This window comes from Mycobacterium pseudoshottsii JCM 15466 (assembly GCF_003584745.1).
Lineage (GTDB): Bacteria > Actinomycetota > Actinomycetes > Mycobacteriales > Mycobacteriaceae > Mycobacterium > Mycobacterium marinum.
In genome coordinates this window covers 127,797-143,521 of record NZ_AP018410.1, presented here as the reverse complement: position 1 = coordinate 143,521, position 15,725 = coordinate 127,797, and the positions used below count along the sequence as shown (strand labels likewise).

14 protein-coding genes and 1 pseudogene are annotated in these 15,725 nt (G+C 66.1%); 10 read left to right on the top strand and 5 right to left on the bottom strand.

The features are described from left to right. Window positions 1-61: 61 nt before the first annotated feature. On the bottom strand, window positions 62-781 hold the full coding sequence (locus tag MPSD_RS00660; RefSeq protein ID WP_015353971.1) for an NUDIX hydrolase: 720 nt from the start codon (window positions 779-781) through the stop codon (window positions 62-64). A 9-nt stretch (window positions 782-790) separates the two neighbouring features. Further along, window positions 791-1,105: a hypothetical protein gene (locus MPSD_RS00655; RefSeq protein ID WP_015353970.1), complete on the bottom strand. Its 315-nt coding sequence runs from the start codon at window positions 1,103-1,105 to the stop codon at window positions 791-793. Window positions 1,106-1,466: 361 nt separating this feature from the next. Here MPSD_RS00655 and MPSD_RS00650 point away from each other — a divergent pair, with 361 nt between their 5' ends. Then, a complete protein-coding gene (locus MPSD_RS00650; protein ID WP_020785369.1) occupies window positions 1,467-2,561 on the top strand; it encodes a GAF domain-containing sensor histidine kinase in 1,095 nt (364 codons plus the stop codon). Here MPSD_RS00650 and MPSD_RS00645 read toward each other — a convergent pair. Next, a complete protein-coding gene (locus MPSD_RS00645) occupies window positions 2,533-3,111 on the bottom strand; it encodes a response regulator transcription factor (protein WP_020727637.1) in 579 nt (192 codons plus the stop codon). The genes MPSD_RS00650 and MPSD_RS00645 overlap by 29 nt on opposite strands. A 240-nt stretch (window positions 3,112-3,351) precedes the next feature. Between MPSD_RS00645 and MPSD_RS28675 the strand changes: the two genes are divergently transcribed. The 7 genes from MPSD_RS28675 (at window position 3,352) to MPSD_RS00610 (ending at window position 9,399) form a co-directional block, all read left to right on the top strand. Beyond that, a complete protein-coding gene (locus MPSD_RS28675) occupies window positions 3,352-3,495 on the top strand; it encodes a Methane monooxygenase component A alpha chain (protein ID WP_020785370.1) in 144 nt (47 codons plus the stop codon). Window positions 3,496-3,505: 10 nt separating this feature from the next. Continuing rightward, the gene (locus MPSD_RS00640; RefSeq protein WP_232022715.1) at window positions 3,506-4,891 is read left to right on the top strand and encodes a ferritin family protein; all 1,386 of its coding nucleotides are present in this window, start codon (window positions 3,506-3,508) and stop codon (window positions 4,889-4,891) included. Then, window positions 4,891-5,982 carry an aromatic/alkene monooxygenase hydroxylase subunit beta gene (locus tag MPSD_RS00635; RefSeq protein WP_020785372.1) on the top strand — a complete coding sequence of 364 codons (1,092 nt, stop codon included), beginning with the start codon at window positions 4,891-4,893 and terminating at the stop codon, window positions 5,980-5,982. The genes MPSD_RS00640 and MPSD_RS00635 overlap by 1 nt, the downstream gene beginning before the upstream one ends. After that, a complete protein-coding gene (locus MPSD_RS00630) occupies window positions 5,979-6,296 on the top strand; it encodes an MmoB/DmpM family protein (protein ID WP_020785373.1) in 318 nt (105 codons plus the stop codon). The genes MPSD_RS00635 and MPSD_RS00630 overlap by 4 nt, the downstream gene beginning before the upstream one ends. An 8-nt stretch (window positions 6,297-6,304) precedes the next feature. Beyond that, entirely contained in the window at window positions 6,305-7,327 is a 1,023-nt protein-coding gene (locus MPSD_RS00625; protein ID WP_012392130.1) for a 2Fe-2S iron-sulfur cluster-binding protein, read from the top strand. Window positions 7,328-7,461: 134 nt separating this feature from the next. Then, entirely contained in the window at window positions 7,462-8,571 is a 1,110-nt protein-coding gene (locus tag MPSD_RS00615) for an NDMA-dependent alcohol dehydrogenase (RefSeq protein WP_020785374.1), read from the top strand. A 69-nt stretch (window positions 8,572-8,640) separates the two neighbouring features. After that, the gene (locus MPSD_RS00610; RefSeq protein WP_020785375.1) at window positions 8,641-9,399 is read left to right on the top strand and encodes an SCO6745 family protein; all 759 of its coding nucleotides are present in this window, start codon (window positions 8,641-8,643) and stop codon (window positions 9,397-9,399) included. A gap of 31 nt (window positions 9,400-9,430) precedes the next feature. On the opposite strand, the gene MPSD_RS00605 is transcribed toward MPSD_RS00610, so the two are convergent. Further along, window positions 9,431-9,865, bottom strand: a complete 435-nt coding sequence (locus tag MPSD_RS00605) for a MarR family winged helix-turn-helix transcriptional regulator (protein ID WP_020785376.1) — start codon at window positions 9,863-9,865, stop codon at window positions 9,431-9,433. A 133-nt stretch (window positions 9,866-9,998) separates the two neighbouring features. Between MPSD_RS00605 and MPSD_RS00600 the strand changes: the two genes are divergently transcribed. Then, window positions 9,999-10,931 (top strand): quinone oxidoreductase family protein, encoded by a 933-nt coding sequence (locus tag MPSD_RS00600; protein ID WP_020785377.1) that lies wholly within the window; start codon window positions 9,999-10,001, stop codon window positions 10,929-10,931. 55 nt (window positions 10,932-10,986) lie between these two features. Here the strand turns inward: MPSD_RS00600 and MPSD_RS00595 are convergent. After that, window positions 10,987-14,322, bottom strand: a pseudogene (locus MPSD_RS00595) (LuxR C-terminal-related transcriptional regulator). A gap of 153 nt (window positions 14,323-14,475) precedes the next feature. Here MPSD_RS00595 and MPSD_RS00590 point away from each other — a divergent pair. After that, on the top strand, window positions 14,476-15,714 hold the full coding sequence (locus MPSD_RS00590) for a cytochrome P450 (protein ID WP_020785381.1): 1,239 nt from the start codon (window positions 14,476-14,478) through the stop codon (window positions 15,712-15,714). Window positions 15,715-15,725 lie beyond the last annotated feature (11 nt).

The window sequence follows — 15,725 nt, the reverse complement described above, 5'->3', positions numbered from 1 at the left end:
GATCCGAAGCCAGCGCCGGGTGTGCGGACGCCACACCGCAGCGGCCTGATTACCCACCGACCTATTTCCAGGCGAAGACCGGTTGTTCGAGTTCGTCGACCGGATCGTCTCGCCCTTCCAGGCACAGCCAGCGCACCTGCAGCAGCACGGCACCCGTCGGCGCATGAATGAGGTCGTTTCCCAACGGGACTTGAACGACCGGCCTGGGGCTCTCCGGGATGGCGACAAACCGCGGCGAATCCTGACGCTGCAGTTGGTGCAGGCCCACCCGGTAGACCGCCACCACCTCGTCGGGCACCGGGTGCGGATCGAGGCGGCCCCCGCCCCAGATCACCACCGGGGTGATGACATATCCCGATCGGGTCGGGTAGTCATCGAGCAGGCCCAGCACCGCCGAGTCCGGCAGCCTGATGCCGATCTCTTCGTCCAATTCGCGCAGCGCGGCCTCGATCGCGTTTTCTCCCGGGTCCACGCGTCCGCCCGGCAGTGCCCACTGGGCGGCATGCGCACGGAGCCGAGATGCTCTGCGACACAAGAAGAACGCCGCACCCCCTGACACGTCGACCATGCGGCCGTCGAGTCCGGGCTCCGGCATCGGGCGCCCCCCGATCCACTCGTCGACCGGCGCCGGATCCACCCGGTCCTCGCCGACTTCGGAGTCCACCAGCACCACCGCAACCGCCGCGTGCCGCTTGGTCGGATCGGTGACGGCGCGGCGCTCGTGCGACGTCAGGCGGGCCCGAATCCGCAAACGCAGCGCCTCGTCATAGGTGATCGTCACCGGTCGACCCTATGCCCGGCCACCACCCCGGTGGCTTACCCGTTGCGCGTGGGCGTCCAACATCTGGCGGATCCGATCGACGGCGTCGCGGATCTCCTCGGCGACGCGACGCTCGGGCTGGCCTTGACCCGCGGGCAGGAATCGGCGCCAACTGCCCCACCACGTGCCCAGGCCGGGACCGGATTCCCGGGCGGTGACATCCCAGACCGTCTCCAGCACGGCCGCCCCGGCACGCGGCGGCGCCACCACCTTGATGGTGATGTCCACGTCATCGAAGTGGAGATAGGCGGCGGCCTTGTGATCCGAACCTCCCGCACGCCACAAAGCTGGGCGGTATCGATGCTGGGCATCTCGGCATGGCTTTGCATACGGTGCACGGACCAAACATCGCACGAAGTCATCGATGCGCGACACCTCCGATCGGAGGTTTGACCACCGGCGTCTCGGCCCCCGCTCGGACATTCACCCGATTCGTCGGTGTCGGCCGCGAAGGCCGCCGCGGGCGGCGACAGCCGGGGCAACCCCAGCTGGGTTCCGGGATTCCAGACGGCGCTGCCCCAGCATCGGGGAGGACATATTGCCCGAACGGGACGCAGGAGATTAATTTCGAGTCAACCAGCGCCAACGACGGCGAAGCTGGCCGAGGAGGTCCACGCACCTGGACACCAATCCTGAGTTCAACGCGGTGTTGGCGCTGCTCGACAGAACAGCGGCGCTGCGCCATGGTGCCGATGTCGTGCACCGGCGCTTGGGTGCAGACCTGGCGGCCGGAGCCAATCGGATCGCCGAGGACGACACCATGGAAGTGGTCGCGGTCGTGGGCGGCCGCACCGAAGAACTCAACGGCTTGGTCATCGGGCCGCAGGAAGGGCTCGGCGGGCAGGCGGCGGTGCTCCGCCGAACTGTCGCGGTGCACGACTACTGCATGAGCCGAGACATCACCCACCACTTCGACCACGCGGTGCGCGCGAAGGGTCTGCGGGCGGCGATGGTTGCCCCGATCGTGCGTGCCCACCGGCTCTACGGGCTGCTCTACGCGGCCCGGCGGTCGCCGGTGGCCTGGACCGACCGTGACCGGGCGGAGCTGCTTTCCCTGGCGCGGCAGGCGGCAGTCGCCATGGAGGTTGCCGACAGCGCACGGGAGATGGCCGAGGTCGCCGCGTTCGGCGAACGCCAACGCCTGGCGATCCGGTTGCATGATTCCGTCGGCGCGACGTTGTTCAGCCTGCGGGTGGCGTTGATGTCGGCGCAGGAGGAAACCGAGCCCGGCCGTCGCGAAGAGCTGCTGTCGGATGCGCTGGTGCTCACCGAACGCGCGACGTCGGAGTTACGGGCTCAGACCTTGTCGTTGCATGACCTGCCGGAGGACAAGGCGCTGGCAGTCACGCTGGAAGGTGATTGCCGGGACTTCGCCACGCGCACCGGTACCGCCGCGGAACTGGTGGTCTTGGGCGACCTGCCGCTTCTGGATTCGGCCAGGACCGATGCGCTGCGGCGCACCGCCCGCGAAGCCCTGCTCAATGTGGAAAAACATGCCGGCGCTCACTCGGTGGTGGTCAGCCTCTACCGCGCAGAAGACGGTGTCGGGCTGACCGTGGCCGACGACGGTACGGCCCCCGACATCGCGTCCGAGCACCGGCGCGGGTTGGGGCTGCGGGCCACCGTCGAGCGCATCGAACGGGTGGGCGGGTGGTTGTCGTGCACGGCCAATGAGGAGGGCGGCGGCACCGTACAGGCGTGGGTTCCCGCGGCTAGAGCATTCCGGCCTGTTGGGCCTTGATCACCGCGTCCAATCGGTTGCGGGCATCGAGGTGCGCCAACAGCGACTGCACGTAGGACTTCACGGTGTTGGGTGCCAGCTGCAGCTTTTGGGCGATCTGCGCGTTGGTCTCGCCGATCGCCAGCCGCTCTAGCACCTGATACTCGCGCCGGGAAAGCTCCAGCGGATTGCCGGTGCTGATCACCGGGTCGCAGAATCGCCGTCCGGCGGCGACCTCTTCGATCGCGGTGACCAGTACGGCGCACGCGTTGTCCTTGTGCACCACCGCGTCCATCCCGACCAGTCCCGCAACCTGACTCACCGTCGGCTTGCTGTCCCCGGTGAACAAGATGAGCTTGACGCCCAGGCAAGCCCCTCGCAGCGCGGCGGCGGCTTCCGGCAGCGCCATGTCGGGCAGATGCAGATCCAACAACACCACGTGCGGCCGTTCGGCAGCGGCGACCGCGACGCCGGTTTTCACATTGCGTGCGCCCGTGCACATCTGGACCCTCGGGTTGCCCTGCACGAGCCGCTCCACGCCCAGATGCACGATCGGATGGTCATCGACCACGAGTACGCGCACCGCCTCAGGGGCTGTGTTCGCGGCAGCGGAATGCACAAGTGAGCCGTCCTGGCTTCCTCCGTGCGGATGCACAATTCGACTGTAGCCCCATGCCGGTTGGCTCCCGGGCAAAAGCCGTCGTCGCGACCTCCGATCGGAGGTAGTGCAGACCGGCGGGTGGTGTGATCCTGGTCTCAGCAGTGCTGAACTGCGCACGGGCTTGTACATAGGGGCAAGAGGAGAACGCCAATGACGGCATCGATCACAACCCAGCACGAGAAGATCAAGTCTTTCGACTGGGAGCCCAGCTACTTCCATCGAGACGCGTTGTACCCGACCAAGTACAAGATCCCGCCAAGGACCAAAGACCCGTTCCGCACCCCTGGTGCGTGAGTACGTGGGCATGGAGGAGGAAAAAGACAGCCGCCAATATGGTGCGCTCGAAGATGCGTTGAGCCGGATGAACAACTCGGCTCAGGTCGAGCCGCGTTTCATGGAGGTCTTGAAGCCGGTCCTGGCCTTCGTCGACTTCGGTGAGTACCCCGCGATGAAATGCACGGCCATGCTCATCGACACGGTGGAAAACCCCGAACTGCGCCAGGGGTACCTGGCCCAGATGATCGACGAAGTGCGCCATACCAATCAAGAGGCGTACTTGATGCGCTACTTCGCCAAGCACGCGCCCGACCCCGCCGGGTTCAATTCCGGCTTCGAGATGCGCGCCAACGACCCGATCGGACGACCGGCGCGGGCCGTGTTCGAAGCGTTCATGAACGACGACCCGATCACCAATTCGCTCAATCTTCAGGTCGTTGCCGAGACCGCCTACACCAACCCGCTGTTCGTGTCTTTGACCGAGGTGGCGGCCGCGAACGGGGATCAGGCGACCCCGTCGGTCTTCCTGTCGGTCCAGTCCGACGAGGCGCGGCACATGGCAAACGGCTATGCGACGCTGGCGGCGGTACTGAGCGAACCCGACAACTTGCCGATGCTCCAGGAAGACTTCGACACGGCGTTCTGGCGTCAGCACGCCTTCATCGACAACTTCCTCGGTGGCGTCAACGACTACTTCTCGAAGGCTCGGGTGAAGTCCTACAAAGAGTTCTGGCAGCAATGGATCTGGGAGGACTGGGCCGGTAGTTACATCGAGCGGCTGGAGCCGTTCGGCCTGCATGTGCCCCGGTGGATGGACGACGCCAAACGGCACGTGGAATGGGGCGGTCACACGGCGGCGATGGTGTCCGCAGCGTTGTGGCCGGTGCATGCCTGGCGGTCGGACTACATGACCGACGAGGACTTCACCTTCTTCGAAGACAAGTACCCCGGCTGGGAGAAGTACTACGGCGACTTTTGGCGCGCGTACCGGCAGATGGCCGATCCCCGCAACGGCCAACTCGCGCTCGGACTGTTCCCGGCCATGCCCCCGATCTGTCGGGTATGCCAGATGCCTGCGGTCTTCCCCAGGATTGACGTCAACGAGATCCGGCTATCGGTCGACAAGGCCGGCCAGCGGCACGCATTTTGCTCGCAGGCCTGCCAGCACATCTTCCGCCAGGCCCCGCATCGGCACACCGGCAAGACCTGGTGGGAAGTCAATGACGGCATCGAGCTGTGGCGCTACATCGAGATCAATCATCTGCTTCGATCCGATGGCAAGACGCTGATGGGGCAGCCGCACGTGCACACCGACGAACGCTGGCTGTGGACCATCGACGACATTCGGCGCACCGGGGTCGCCATCCAGGATCCGCTCAAAGCGGCTCCCGCCGAAGCCTTCACGGAGATCTGATGACAACCGGAGCAATTTCCGAAGGCGCGACTCCCGAGGCTATTGGTGAGGGGTTCTACTCGGAGCGCGAGCTGACCTACATCCAGCCCCAGAAGCGCCGACTGTCCGAATACGAGGCCGTCATCTGCAACGCCCAGCCCGACATGGGCCAGTTCGACTCCGGCGGTTGGTATCTACTGCGCCCGGACGGGCTGGGCTGCCAGGACACCCGGACCACCGCACTGGTCCACCCGAATTGGTTCGACTATCGCGACCCATCCGGGCTGTGGCAGCGGTCCTACATCAACATGGCGGCCCAACAGGAACGGTCCATCGCCGGGGCAAGTTCGTCGGCGAAGGCCAACGGCGCATTGGGCGAGATCGCACCGGACTGGCTGCACCTCGTGGCGCGCTACTACGAGGCGTACGGCTCCTTCGAGTGGGGGATGTTCAAGGCGCACGCGTTCGTCACCAGGGAGGCCTTGTCGGACACGCTGTCGATGACATACACCTTCAGCGCGATGGACCGGCTTCGGCACCAGCAGGACATCGCCCTCTACAGCCTGGGCCTCTACGAACAGGCGCCCGGCTACACCGAAGGGGCCGGCCGGGAGGCCTGGCTCAACGACCCGGCCTGCCAGGGGGCCCGCCGCCTGGTCGAACGGCTCCTTTCGCTGCGGGACTGGGGCGAGATGGTGACGATGACCAATCTGGTGGTGGAGCCGCTGATTGCCACGGTGATCGGCAGCGAGTTCTTCCGCCGGCTGGCCCCGTTGCACGGGGACCCGGTCACCGCGGTGATCGAGATGACGGTGGAGGCCGACCGGCGTCGCAACCGTGCCGCAACGCAAGCGCTGGTCAAGATGCTCACCGCCGACACCGACCGCGCGGGCCGGCCGGTACCGGCGGCAGAAAACCGCGACCTCATGCAGCGCTGGGTGGATTCCTGGTATCCGGACGCGTTGGCCGCCGTCGATGCGTTCTTGCCGGTCTTCGACGCCGCCCCGGTCGGCTCCGGTGGTGGTGAACAGGCCAAACGGCGCGTCGTCAGCGCGACCGCAGACATCCTCGAGCTGGCGGGCCTGCGCGCGCCGGTGGAGGTGACGTCATGAGCGCCAGCGAACAGCACGCGTCCACGACCGTCGGCATCGTCTTGATGAAGAGCGAAGAGGCCGACGCGACCGTCGCCTACTTCACCACGGAATGCCCGCAGGTCCGGATCCAGGACAGACACACCTTCTACCTGTGCGAGACCGAGGGCATGATCCGCATCCCGTTGGCCGAGGTCGAAGAGTTCCTCGGGAAGCCGCTGACCATGTCGCGTTTTCTGGTGGTCATGTCGAGCTACTACGGGCGCGCCCGGGTCGAGGACGACGCGTTCGTCATCACCTCCGAGATGTCCCAGCTCGAACCGGCGAGCAGCTGAGCAGCACCATGGCGCGGGTAACCCTCGAGCCCGGAGCCGAGGAATTCCTGGTCGGCCCCGACGAGGACATTCTGTCTGCGGCCCTGCGTAGCGGCATCAATCTGCAATACGGATGCCGGCACGGCAACTGCTCATCGTGTAAGCACTGGCTCATCGACGGTGACGTCGATGACTCGGCGGCCTCGGTGTACGCGATCCCGCGGGACGAACGCGAGAACGGGGCGATTCTGCTCTGCTGCACGTTTGCCCGCAGTGATCTGGTCATCGAGATCCACCAGAACGACGGCGCCGAGGCGCTGCCACCGATGACCCCGCCCAGCCGAAGGCGGGCGAAGGTCCTCGGGCTGCGGACCCGGACCTCGAACCTGATCGAGCTGCGGGTGGAACTCGACGATCCGCTGAGCTTTCGCGCCGGTCAGTATGCGGAGTTCACCCTGGATAGCGGTGAACGCCGCTCCTACTCACTGGTCAACCCGCCGAGTTCGGCGCGCGAGCTGACCTTCTGCATCAAACGCGTGCCGAATGGCTTGTTCAACAAGGTGCTGGACCGGATCGAACCGGGCTCCACGCTGCATCTGGAAGCGCCGTTCGGCACCATGTTTCTGCGCGACACCGAGCATCCGGTGATCGCCGTCGCGACCGGCTCCGGGATCGCGCCCATCCTGTCCATGCTCACCGATGCCGCCGAACAGCACCCGGACGTGCCCTTCCGTTTCTATTACGGAGCACGCTTCGTCCGCGATCTGGTGTACCTGGATGAGATCGCGGCGCTCTCGACGCGATTGAAGGATTTCCGGTTCATTCCGTGCCTGTCGCAGCAGGCGCCCGACCCGGTGCCCAACGGTCGATCCGGGCGCGTCACCCGGGCCATCGCCACCGACATCAGGGACGCCTCACCCTATGCCGCCTACCTGTGCGGCGCGCCCGAGATGTGCAACGACGTCGGCCGGCTCCTAGAGGCGAAGGGCCTGCCCGAGGCGCGCATCCACGCCGACAGGTTCTATCCGGCCGTGGAATCGATCTCGGTATGACACCGCGCACCACCAAACCGGCGAACCACCTTGACCAGCAACGTGCCGGGGGTATCTGATGACAACCATGGCCACGCCGTCCACATAGCCCTCTAAGAAGCTCTCCAACAACGCAATTCCATCAGGAGCGCATCATGAAGACCACAGCAGCCGTGTTGCTGGAAGCGGGCAAGCCCTTCGAGATCATGGAACTCGAACTCGACGGCCCCCGCGTCGGCGAAGTACTGATCAAATACACCGCCGCGGGTTTGTGCCACTCAGACCTGCACCTGACCGACGGCGACCTGCCACCGCGGTATCCGATTGTCGGCGGCCACGAAGGATCGGGCGTCATCGAGGAAGTCGGTCCCGGGGTCAGCAAGGTCAAGCCCGGGGACCACGTCGTGTGCTCCTTCATCCCCAACTGCGGCACCTGCCGATACTGTTCCACCGGACGGCAGAACCTTTGCGACATGGGCGCGACCATCCTCGAAGGATGCATGAGCGATGGCAGCTTCCGCTTCCACCGCAAGGGGGTGGACTTCGGTGCGATGTGCATGCTCGGCACCTTCTCCGAGCGCGCCACCATCTCGCAGCACTCGGTGGTCAAGATCGACGACTGGCTGCCACTGACCACCGCGGTGCTGGTGGGCTGCGGAGTTCCGACCGGCTGGGGTACCTCGGTATATGCCGGGGGCGTGCGGCCCGGCGACACGACGGTCATCTACGGCGCGGGCGGGCTGGGCATCAACGCCGTACAAGGAGCGGTGAGCGCCGGAGCCAAACACGTCGTGGTGGTCGATCCGGTTGCGTTCAAGCGGGACACCGCGCTGAAATTCGGCGCTACCCATGCCTTCCCCGACGCGGCCAGCGCGGCCGCGAAGGTCAACGAAATCACCTGGGGCCAAGGCGCGGACCAAGCGCTCATTCTGGTCGGCACGGTCGACACGGAAGTGGTCAGTGCCGCGGCTGCGGTGATCGGCAAGGGCGACACCGTGGTCATCACCGGGTTGGCGAATCCGGAGAAGCTCACGGTGCAACTGTCGGGCCTGGATCTGACCCTCAACGAGAAGACGATCAAGGGCACACTGTTCGGATCGGCCAATCCCCAATACGACATCGTGCGCCTACTCCGGCTCTACGACGCCGGCCAACTCAAACTCGACGAGCTGATCACCACCCAATATCGACTCGAAGATGTCAACCAGGGCTATCAAGATCTGCGCGACGGCAAGAACATTCGCGGCGTGATCGTCCACGACTGAGGTCAAACATTCATGCTGGGCCAGCGCACCGCATTGGTAGGTTGGAAACCCCCGCGAAGGAGAATTTTCATGAGCGATAGCGACATGTTCGACGCCGCCCGTGCCGCGGGCTCACCCATCGAACAAGCGGTCGCGGTGTTCATGCTGCACCCGGACACCTTCGCCGAAAGCATCGAGGCCGGATACGAGCACCCGTTCGCGGGATATGTGGCAGGCCGCGCCGGTGTACTGGGCGAGACCACCGGCGTCACGGTGCATTCGGTCTTCGCGGTATTCGAACCCAATTTCATCCATGGGATGTGGGAAACGGGCATCGCGGTTCGCGGCGCGATCGGTGCGGCCGAGCTCTACTGGGACCAGGTCGCCGGCTTCGCCCGCAAGTATCTGGCCGCCGCCACGGGGCTGGATCGCATCGCGGCGCTGGGCGAGAAGATCATCGCGGCGACACCGGACGCGGGCCTGCCGCTGTATGCCGGGTGGCGCACCATGGCGTTGGCCGACGACGCCGCAGCGCGGGCGCTGCAGGTGATGTTTGTCTTGCGGGAGCTGCGGGCCGGTGTTCATTTCAACGCCCTCACCATTTCCGGCATCACCCCGGTCCAAGCACACATGCTCAACAAGGGACATGAGTACACGACCATGTTCGGCTGGCCCGAGCCGTTCGCCGATGGCACGGACAAGAAGGACCGCTACGCCGCGGTCGAGGAGGCGACCAACCGCCGGATGGCCGAGATTTTCGGTGCCGCGCTCGACGGTGGCGAGGCCGACGAGCTGGCCCGATTGAGCACCGATGCCCTGGCGACGCTGAAGGCCAGCGCAGCTAGCTGAACGGGCGCGTTTGCGCGGCGCGACCGCAACATCAGCGCTCCAGCGTTTTACTCAGCAACGCCGCCAGGCGCTGCTGTTCCCTGGTGCTCAACCGCCCCAGCATTGGTGCGATCCGCTGCTCAATCGCCTTGGTGGTTTCCCGCTCCAGGCGGCGGGCCCCAGTGGTGAGGTTCACCCGCACCGCGCGGCCGTCGTTCTCATCGGCGGTCTTGACGACCAGGCCACGCGCCGCCGCGCGCTCGATCAGCCCACTGACCGTGGAGCGCTCCAAGCCCGTGTAGCTCGCCAGCTCGCCCATCGTCGGTTCGCGATCGCGCATGATGCCCAGCACGCGCAACTGCGTCAGCGACAGGTCGTGTTCGGCGGCCACTTCGGTAAGCACCGCCATCAGCGCAAAAGATGTTTGCACCAGTGCATCTCGCAGATCATCCGCGAGTTGTTTGCCGGGCGAACCGCCACCACTCATGGCGACAACCATATCCAAATAGATTGGATTGCGAACTATAATAGTTCGTAATACCATATTTTTACTCGAATCCACCCCTGGCAATCGCGCGGAGTCGCCCGCGCCGCGCAAGACCGGGGAGAAAATGGACACCATGAAAGCCGCGATCGTCCGCACCTTCGATGAGCCGCCCCACTTCGGGGACTTCCCCGATCCCACCTCAACCAAGCCGGGGGAACTGATCGTCGACGTCGTCGCCACGGCACTGCATCCGCGCGTTCGCGCCCAAGCCGACGGTTCGCACTACACCAGCACCGGCGAGCTTCCGTTCGTGCCCGGTATCGATGCCGTGGTCCGCGACGCCGAGGGCACGCTCTACTACGCCCATCTCGCGGACACCACGCTGGGCACCACGGCGCAGCGGACAATCATTGACCAGCAGTGGGCCGTCGCGCTGCCCGACGACGCCGATCCGGTCACGGTGGCCGCCGCGGTCAACCCCGTGCTCTCGTCGTGGGTGGCGCTACGAAATCGGATCAACTTCAAACCCGGATCACGAGTCCTGATCCTCGGCGCGACAGGCAGCTCCGGGGGCATGGCAATCCAGGTCGCGAAACGTTTCGGAGCCGCGGAGGTCATCGCCGCCGGACGCAATCGTCAGCGGCTCAACGAACTGACCTCGTTGGGCGCCGACCGCACACTCACCCTTGACCAGCTCGGAGCGGCCGGCGATGTCGACGTCGTCCTCGACTACGTGTGGGGACCGCCCACCGCCAAAGGCATGGTCGACCTGGTCACCAATCGTCGCGACCCGCACGAAGAGCTCATCTGGATCCAAATCGGCTCGACGGGTGGCCCCAGCGCCGATATCGTCTCGGCGGCCCTGCGCTCCACTCGCCTGCAGATCGTCGGGAGCGGCATCGGCTCCGTATCCGAACGCGACATCCGCAACGACATTCCCGGGATCGCCCAAGCCGTCGCCGCGGGCGAATTCGAGGTCCGTACCCAGGCGATGCCACTAAGCGACGTAACCTCGGCCTGGACGCGCCCGCTGGGCGCGGACCGGCGCGTTGTGTTTCTTCCCTAGACCGCCAACAGCGCGATACCTCCGTCGGCGCCCGCGTCGCCCGCCGTGACCCGGATCAGGCGTGACGGGCGACCGCATGAACGAGCTGGATCCGCGAGGTCAGCCCGAGTTTGGTGTAGACGTGGGTGAGGTGGGTTTGCACGGTACGCGGTGAGATGAACATCCGCGCGGCGATGTCCTTATTGGACAGCCCTTCCTGAACCAGTCGAACGACGTCATGCTCGGTGGGGGTGAGCGAACCCCATCCGCTGCTGGGCCGCCTGCGCGTGCCCCGGCCACGCCGCACATAGCTGATCACCTCGTCCGTCGAGATGACCGCGCCCTGTCCCCACACCGCGGCAAAGTCCTGCTCCCCCAACTCGTTGCGAAGTTCGGCGAGAACGACTTCGCAGTGCGCGTCGAGGATTTTCAAGCGGACTTCGCCGGTGCGGTGCCGAATCGCCTCAGCGGAAGCTAGCCACCGGGCGGCCTCTCGGCGATCGCCCTCAGTGGCTGCCAGCTCGGCGAGACATTCCAAGGTGTCGGCGACTCCTAGAGTCGTCCCGTTGGCCGCGCTACACGACAGGGCGGCATGGCTATCCCGATCGGCCTGCCCCAGTTCACCCTGCGCCAGCGCGACCCGCGCCCGGGCCGTCAGCGCCACCGATAGGTAGCAGCCGTAGCTGGTCGACACGACGTCGTCGGCCCAACGGCGCGCCGCGCTCAGGTCCCCACTCACCAACGGCGCCAACGCCCCAAAGGGAAAAACGCCGGCCATCTGCGGGTCCATACCCACGAGTTCGCGGGCCTTCTGATAGGCCTGCCAGGCCGCCGTCGCATCCCCTGCGGCCTGGCACGCAATTGCGGCTGTCGCATAGCCGAGCCCCTCGTTGGCGCCCACCAGCTCCGCCGAACTGGTGAAGACGGCATCCGCGCAGGCGCACGCACCGTCTGCGTCACCGACGTAGGCATAGGTAAATCCCTGCACCACTTGACTTATCATCAGCAGCAACAGATCGTGGGCCGCGCTGGCTTCAGCGATTGCCTCGCCGAGTTGGTGCAGTGCTCCGATTGGATCTCCCCGCCAGGCCCGCACCCAGCCGAGCGCACCGCGGCACTCCCGAGACGTCGTGCGATCGCCGATCGCCTCCGCGATCCGCAGCCCCTCCTCGCCCGCCGCCTCGAGCGCAATCGGGTCTCCGGCGGCCATCGCCGCCCGGGTCTGCAGGCTCAGGATCTGGCTCAATCACCAGGAATCCCCGAGTTCACGCGCGAGCTGGGCCGCCTCATCGAAGTAGGGGCGCGCGACGTCGGCGTCGTAGGCCGTGATCACTCCGCGGGCGACGAGCGCGCGGATCAACAGTGCGGGGTCGGCCAGCTCTCGCGCAATCGTCAGGGCACGCTCGGTGTCATCAAACCCTGCCATCGACCCCGTCCACGCCAACAACGTCACTTTGTCGGCGAGCGCGCGCGCCAGGGTTGAAGGAGAAACCTGGACATCCTCATTACCCAGCCCAGCTTCATTACCCAGCCCGGCTTCCAACCAGGCCAGTCCCTCTCGGCCCTGGCCGCGCGTCATCCACACCGGGTGAAGCGAAGTGGCCAGCTCCAGTGCGCTGTCGAAGTCGCGCGTCTCCAGGCTCCATCCGAACGCGCTTCGTAGATTGTCGAGCTCCTCCTCGGCCTGCGCGAGCCTGCGTTCATGGTCGGCGCCTGTGGGCGCGTCCAACAGCTTCGCCACTGACTTGTAGTAAGTGACGTGGCGCGAGCGAACCGCCTCGACTTCGCCGGATTCCGCGAGCTTCTCTTGGGCGTATTGACGCACGGTCTCGAGAAGCCGGTAGCGCGTTGGGCCCCCGCCGCTTTCGGCGATCACAAGCGACTTATCGACGAGCAGCGCGAGTTCGTCGACGACCTGGTAGCGCTGCACCTGCGAGTCACCCGCGACGGCTTGGGCGGCGTCGAGGTCGAAGCCACCGAGAAAGACTGCGATTCGGCGGAACAGCACCCGCTCCGGCTCGGTCAGCAGCGCATGGGACCAGTCCACCGACGCCCGTAGGGTCTGCTAGCGACGCACCACGGTTCGTGCGTCACCGGTGAGTAGCCGAAACCGGTCATGCAGGCCCGTGCGGATCTCCTCGATGGACAGGGCTCGGACTCGCGCGGCGGCCAGTTCGATCGCCAACGGCATGCAGTCCAGCCGATTGCAGATCTCGGTGACCGCGGTCGTGTTGTCGTCGGTCACCGCGAAGTCCGGGCGAACGCGCCGCGCCCGGTCGGTGAATAGCTCAGTGGCTTCGGTCACCGACAGCGACGGCACCAGGAACGTCACCTCGCCCGGCACACCGAGGGGTTCTCGGCTGGTGGCGAGTAGCCGCACTGCCGGACAGCGGCCGGTCAATTCCAGCAGCAGGGCAGCCGTCGCATCCAGTAGGTGCTCGCAGTTGTCGAGCACGACGAGCACCTGGTGCTCACCGATGAACCGAGCGAGCGCATCGACCGTTGAGCGCCCCGGTTGATCGGACAGGCCCAGTGCGCGGGCCACCGTCACCGGAACGGCCTCGGCGTGGCTGACCGGCGCGAGGTCGACGTACCAGAGGCCATCACCGAATTCGTCCACCGCGCTGGCCGCGATCTCCACCGCGAGGCGTGTCTTGCCAGCACCCCCAGCGCCGGTCAACGTGACGAGCCGGTTGTCCGCCAACAGGGACCGCACGTCCGCCATCTGCGCGATACGCCCCACGAACCGGGTCAGTCGCGCCGGCATCCGGTGCACAGCACTGGATTTGGTAGTCCGCAGCGGTGGGAAGTCATTTTGCAGGCCGGAATGACACAGCTGCACCACGCGCTCCGGCCGGGGCAGGTCCCGCAGCGGGTGCAGCCCTAGATCAGCCAGCCAGGCCCCATCCGGCAGCTGGTCGACAACCAGCAGTTGCGTGGCACCGGATATTACGGTTTGGCCGCCGTGGGCCAGTTCGCGTATGCGTGCGGTGCGATTGATGGTGGGTCCGATGTAGTTGGTCGGGTCATTGGGGTCGCGCAACTGGATATCGCCGGTGTGTACGCCAATGCGCAGCCGGATCGGCCCCAGCGGTGATCGCTGCAAGTCCAACGCGCATGCGATGGCCTCGCGAGCGGAAGCGAAGGCGACCACGAAGCTGTCACCCTCACCCTGCTCGACCGGCCGCACCCCATGATGAGTCGCGACGGTCGTGGCCAGCACGGAATCAAGGTGCGCGACGGCTGCCGTCATCGGCTCGAGCTGGTTCTGCCACAGCCGGGTAGGGCCTTCGACATCGGCGAGCAGCAAGGTGACCGTTCCGGTCGGCAGCAGCTCGCCCATGTCGACATCACTCCAGTCCACCAGCGGTGCTTCCGCGCGTGGGTCGATCTCGCTCATGCTAGCCAGCATCGCTGGGGTGTAGGTGGCGAAACATCGGCGTCAGCGCGTAGGTGCGCTCTCGGCACTGCGCAAATCTACGACCCCGCTGGCGCAGATCTACGCGTCGTGGCCGAGTCCGCACAGCCTCATCGTTGAGCCCGAGACGCGCCCGAGGAGGAGATCATGACCAGCACCGTTGACCGCCAGGTCGCCCCGAATGTCTTTGCCGCCGGTCTGCCGAACATTGACTACCAGAACGCGCAGAGCCCCGATGAGGCCCACCAGATCCTCGCCGAAGCGCGGCGCCGGTCGCCGATCGCCCTCGGCCCGCATGGGCCCGAACTCTTGACCTACGACTTGGTGCACACCGTGCTGCGCGACCCTCGATTCCGGATGCCGCCGGGCATGTTCCTTGCCGCCCAGGGCATCACGTCCGGACCGCTGTGGGATCGTCTTGCCGCCAACCTGATCAGTCTTGACGGCCCCGCGCATCATCGGCTGCGCCGGCTGGTGTCGCAGGCCTTCACCCCCCGCGCGACCGGGCGGTTGAACACCACGATCACCGAGGTCATCACCGATTTGGTCGACCGCTGTGCCGATCGTGGACGTTGTGATGTGGTCGCCGATATCGCTCGCCGGTACCCGATCCCGATCATCTGCGCGCTGCTGGGAGCACCGGCGGGTGACTGGAAACTGTTCTCCGGCTGGACCGACGACATCCTCAAGGCCTTCAGCTGGGATGCCGCCGCCCAGCAGCCAGCCATCCTGGCGGCCTGGGACGAGCTCGACGCCTACATCGACGACATGGTGGCCGCGCGGCGCGGCAGCTTGACCGAGGACCTGATCTCCGCGCTGATCCGCGCCGAAGACGACGGTGATTGCCTCAGCTCCGACGAGTTGCGGATGCTCGTCGCGGGGCTGCTCATCGGCGGCACCGACACTACGCGAAACCAGCTCGCCGCCTCGGTGCAAGCCCTATGCGATCACCCTGACCAATGGGTACTGCTGGCCCAACATCCCGACCTGGCGGCCAACGCCGCCGAAGAGACGATGCGCCACTCGCCGATCACCTTCAGCACATTGCGAATCGCACTGGACGACGTCGAATTGGCCGGCGTGATGATCCCGACCGGCACGCTGGTGATCGCCAACACCGGCGCCGCCAACCGCGATCCGGCGCTCTACCGTGATCCCGACCGGCTAGACATCAGCCGCCCGATCGCGGGGCCCATCCAAACCTTCGGTGCCGGTATGCACTACTGCCTGGGCGCCAATCTCGCCCGCCGCGAACTCACCGAAGCCCTCCGGATCATCACCCAGCGCATGCCCGGAGCCCGGCGCACCGGCGCTGCCCCATGGAAGTCGCTGACCGGGCTGAGCGGACCGACAACGTTGCCGATCGAGTTCGACGCCGGGCATTGAGCCGCGCCGAG

What these genes read in the sequence shown, in the direction of transcription:
- MPSD_RS28675 (WP_020785370.1), top strand. Translation starts at nt 3,352, where the DNA reads ATGACGGCATCGATCACAACCCAGCACGAGAAGATCAAGTCTTTCGAC.
- MPSD_RS00640 (WP_232022715.1), top strand. Translation starts at nt 3,506, where the DNA reads ATGGAGGAGGAAAAAGACAGCCGCCAATATGGTGCGCTCGAAGATGCG.
- MPSD_RS00635 (WP_020785372.1), top strand. Translation starts at nt 4,891, where the DNA reads ATGACAACCGGAGCAATTTCCGAAGGCGCGACTCCCGAGGCTATTGGT.
- MPSD_RS00630 (WP_020785373.1), top strand. Translation starts at nt 5,979, where the DNA reads ATGAGCGCCAGCGAACAGCACGCGTCCACGACCGTCGGCATCGTCTTG.
- MPSD_RS00625 (WP_012392130.1), top strand. Translation starts at nt 6,305, where the DNA reads ATGGCGCGGGTAACCCTCGAGCCCGGAGCCGAGGAATTCCTGGTCGGC.
- MPSD_RS00615 (WP_020785374.1), top strand. Translation starts at nt 7,462, where the DNA reads ATGAAGACCACAGCAGCCGTGTTGCTGGAAGCGGGCAAGCCCTTCGAG.
- MPSD_RS00610 (WP_020785375.1), top strand. Translation starts at nt 8,641, where the DNA reads ATGAGCGATAGCGACATGTTCGACGCCGCCCGTGCCGCGGGCTCACCC.
- MPSD_RS00605 (WP_020785376.1), bottom strand. Translation starts at nt 9,865, where the DNA reads ATGAGTGGTGGCGGTTCGCCCGGCAAACAACTCGCGGATGATCTGCGA.
- MPSD_RS00600 (WP_020785377.1), top strand. Translation starts at nt 9,999, where the DNA reads ATGAAAGCCGCGATCGTCCGCACCTTCGATGAGCCGCCCCACTTCGGG.
- MPSD_RS00590 (WP_020785381.1), top strand. Translation starts at nt 14,476, where the DNA reads ATGACCAGCACCGTTGACCGCCAGGTCGCCCCGAATGTCTTTGCCGCC.